3 protein-coding genes and 1 pseudogene are annotated in these 3,775 nt (G+C 68.6%); all 4 read left to right on the top strand.

Annotated features, from left to right (window positions below; genetic code table 11):
* Positions 1–196: 196 nt before the first annotated feature.
* Positions 197–1,951, top strand: coding sequence for an FAD-dependent monooxygenase (locus AB0M88_RS52975; protein ID WP_364116196.1), 1,755 nt, complete (start codon positions 197–199; stop codon positions 1,949–1,951).
* Positions 1,948–2,826, top strand: coding sequence for an intradiol ring-cleavage dioxygenase (locus AB0M88_RS52970; protein WP_364116193.1), 879 nt, complete (start codon positions 1,948–1,950; stop codon positions 2,824–2,826). Before AB0M88_RS52975 ends, AB0M88_RS52970 begins: the two co-directional genes overlap by 4 nt.
* Positions 2,827–3,100: 274 nt before the next feature.
* A complete protein-coding gene (locus AB0M88_RS52965) occupies positions 3,101–3,289 on the top strand; it encodes a hypothetical protein (protein WP_364116190.1) in 189 nt (62 codons plus the stop codon).
* A gap of 215 nt (positions 3,290–3,504) precedes the next feature.
* Positions 3,505–3,775, top strand: a pseudogene (locus tag AB0M88_RS52960) (hypothetical protein); the annotation flags it as partial.

Raw genomic sequence — 3,775 nt, 5'->3', positions numbered from 1 at the left:
CGGTGGCGCGGTGCGCGGGCCCCACCTCGAAAATGCCCTTTTACCCCCGACCTTGGGCCCATCTCCCGGCTCACGTCCCAGCGCAAGAAACCCCAACCGATTCCGCCGAACTATCGCGTTCCAGCCCAAGACACCGAGATGACACCACCGACCCTCCAGAATGACCGAACCACCGAAACCCAGGGGACGGAAAGCGATGACCGAGATCCACACCGACGTGGTCGTAGTCGGCTCCGGCCCAGCCGGCGCAAGCGCAGCACTCTTCCTGGCCACCCTAGGCATACCCACCGTAGTGATCACCAAATACCGATGGACGGCCAACACCCCGAGGGCCCACATCACCAACCAACGAGCCATGGAGATCTTCCGCGACCTAGGCATCGAAGATCAGGTCCAAGCCGACGCCACCCCCCACGACCTGATGGGCGACACCGTCTTCTGCACCTCGATCGCCGGCGAGGAGATCGGCCGCATCCTGACGTGGGGCACCCATCCCGCGCGCGAGGCCGACTACCGTCTGGCCTCTCCGTGCCTGCCGGTGGACATCCCGCAGACCTATCTTGAGCCGATCCTCGTGCGGAACGCCGCCGCCCGGGGCGCCCAGCTGCGCTTCTCGACCGAATACCGGGGCCACACGCAGGATGCCGACGGCGTCACCGTCGAGGTGCACGACCGTCTGAGCGGTGAGACCTACACGATCCGGGCGAAATATCTGATCGGCGCCGACGGTGCCCGTTCCCAGGTCGCCGAGGATATCGGCCTGCCGATGCAGGGGGCGATGGACATCGCCGGTTCGATGAACATCACCTTCAAGGCCGACATCTCGCAGCACGTCGGCCACCGGCCGAGCGTCCTTTACTGGGTGATCCAGCCCGGTTCCAACGTGGGCGGGATCGGCGCCGGGCTGGTCCGGATGGTCCGCCCGTGGAACGAGTGGCTGATCGTCTGGGGTTACGACATCAGCCGGCCGCCGCCCGAGGTCGACGACGACGCGGCGAAGGAGATCGTCCGCAATCTGCTCGGTCTGCCCGACATCGACGTCGAGATCACCGGCACGTCGTTGTGGGGCAACAACGAGATGTTTGCGACTCACCTGCAGAGCGGTCGCGTCTTCTGTGTCGGCGACGCCGTGCACCGTCACCCGCCGTCGAACGGTCTCGGGTCGAACACCTCGATCCAGGATTCGTACAATCTGGCCTGGAAGCTGGCCGCCGTGCTCAAGCAGCAGGCGGGTTCGGGGCTGCTGGAGACATACTCGGAGGAGCGTGCGCCGATCGCCGAGCAGATCGTTCTGCGGGCCAACAAGTCGAGCCGGGAGTTCGTGCAGTTCTTCGAGGTGCTGGGCCTGCTCGACGCCGAGGACGAGACCGCGATGGCGGCCGCGATCGAGGAGCGGAAGGCCAACACCCCGGCCGGCGCGGCGAAGCGGGCGGCCCTGGTCGAGGCGATGGAGCTCAAGCACTACGAGTTCAACGCGCACGGGGTGGAGATGGGCCAGTTCTACACCTCGTCGGCGGTCGTTCCGGACGGCAGCACGAGGGCGGAGCCGACGCGGGACCCCGAGCTGTATTTCGAGCCGAGCGCCGTGCCGGGCGCCCGCCTCCCGCACGCGTGGGTCGGCAGCCAGAAGGGCCGGGTGTCGACGCTCGATCTGGCCCCGATGACCCGGTTCACGCTGTTCACGGGCATCGCCGGTGAGGGGTGGGCCGGCGCCGCGGCGAAGGTCGGCGACGAGCTGGGCGTAAGTTTGGAGACCGTGGTGATCGGGCCCGGGCGCGCGGTGACCGACCTTTATTACGACTGGGCCCGGCTGCGCGGGGTCGAGGAGGACGGCGTGCTGCTGGTGCGTCCCGACAAGCACATCGGCTGGCGCGCGACCACCATGCCGGCCGACCCCGAAAGTGCCGTCCGGGCGGCCATGGAAACGATCCTCTCGAAGGGGCAAGCGTGAGCGAGCAGCAACAGCGGGAAGAACAGCTCACCGAGAGGGTTGTCGAGTCGTTCGGCGGCACCCCCGACCCTCGGCTCAAGGAGTTGATGGAGGCGCTCACCCGGCACCTGCACGCCTTCGCCCGCGAGGTGCGGCTGACCGAGAAGGAGTGGCAGCAGGCGATCGACTTCCTCACCGCGACCGGTCACATCACCGACGGTCGCCGCCAGGAGTTCATCCTGCTCTCCGACGTGCTCGGCGTGTCGATGCAGACCATCACGATCAACAACCAGGCGTACGCGGACGCCACCGAGGCCACCGTGGTCGGGCCGTTCTTCACCGAGCGCTCGCCGGCGTTCGCGCTCGGCGGAGACATCTCGGGCGGCGCGCCGGGCGAGCCGTGCTGGGTCGAGGGCACGGTCACCGACACCGAGGGCCGGCCGGTGCCGGGCGCGCTGATCGAGGTGTGGGAGGCCGACGACGACGGCCTCTACGACGTTCAATACAGCGACAACCGGGTCGCCGCCCGCGGCCACCTCCGCACCGACGACGACGGCGGTTACCGGTTCTGGGCGATCACTCCGACGCCCTATCCGATTCCCCACGACGGCCCGGTGGGCCGCCTCCTCGAGGCGACCGGCCGGTCGCCCATGCGGGCTTCCCACCTGCATTTCATGGTCGAGGCGGCGGGCTTGCGCACGCTGGTCACGCACATTTTCGTACGCGGCGACAAACGGCTCTCCTCCGACGCGGTCTTCGGCGTGCGCGACTCGCTGGTGAAGGAGTTCGAGGTGCGGGCGCCGGGCTCCCCAACGCCGGACGGCCGCGACCTGGGCGACCGGGAGTGGTCGCGCGTCCGCTTCGACATCGTGCTCGCTCCGGCCGGAGCCGCCTAGACACCTTTTGGGGTGGGGTCTGTGTCTGATGCACTGTGACGCTTGCGGGTGATCGTCTTGGAGGTCGATCGCCGGGTCTGCTGGTCGCATGCGATACGGCGACGGCGGTGGCATTGACCAGGCGGAGCTAGAGCGTCGGGAACGAGTGCGGCAGCGGGCGGTGGCGTTGTTCACGCAGGGCAGGTCGGCAGTCGAGGTAACCGGGCTGCCAGAGGATTCGACGAAGTCGGCGGATCAGTGGCGGCGGCCCTGGGTCGCCAGCGGTGCGCAGGCGTTGGCCGCGCGCGGCCCGGCCGGGCCGGACCCGAAGCTGTCCGACGAGCAGCCGGCCCGGCTCAAGGCTCGGCTCGAGCTGGGCCCGGCCGCCGCCGGCTACCGCGAGGACCAGCGCTGGACGTTGGCCCGGATCGTGGCGTTGATCGCGACGATGTTCCCCATCCGGGTCGCGATCACGACCGCGTGACAGGCGATGTGCCGGCTCGACTTCACCGCTCAACTGCCGATCCACCGGGCGATCGAGCGAGACCAGCCGGCCACCGCGCACTGGCGCCGGTATCAGCGGCCGGCGATGAAAGAATCGTCGCCCGCTCGGCCGCCTGGATCTGCTTCGCCGACGAGAGCGGCCAGGCACTGAAAGCGCACAGGGCCACTACCTGGGCGCCCAGAGGAGAAACACCCGTGGTGAAGGTGACCGCGAAAGGCACCGTACGGGTGCCGGTGGCCGGATTGTGCCGCTACCGGCCGGGCGAACGCAGCCGGCTGATCCACCGCACCCTGACTTATCGCGGGCGCAAAGGCGAACCCAAGGGGCTTCCGGGAGCCGGAGCCGATCCGGCTGCTGGACGCCCCGATCGCGCTGGTCCGGGACCGCCTGTCGCTGCACAAGACTCCCATCTCATCTCCATCCGGCTGCTGGTAAGACAACGAGGAAAAGCTACGGGACTCTCCG

The sequence above is a fragment of the Actinoplanes sp. NPDC051411 genome, assembly GCF_040682075.1.
Taxonomy (GTDB): domain Bacteria; phylum Actinomycetota; class Actinomycetes; order Mycobacteriales; family Micromonosporaceae; genus Actinoplanes.
This window is presented reverse-complemented; position numbering and strand designations above follow the sequence as displayed.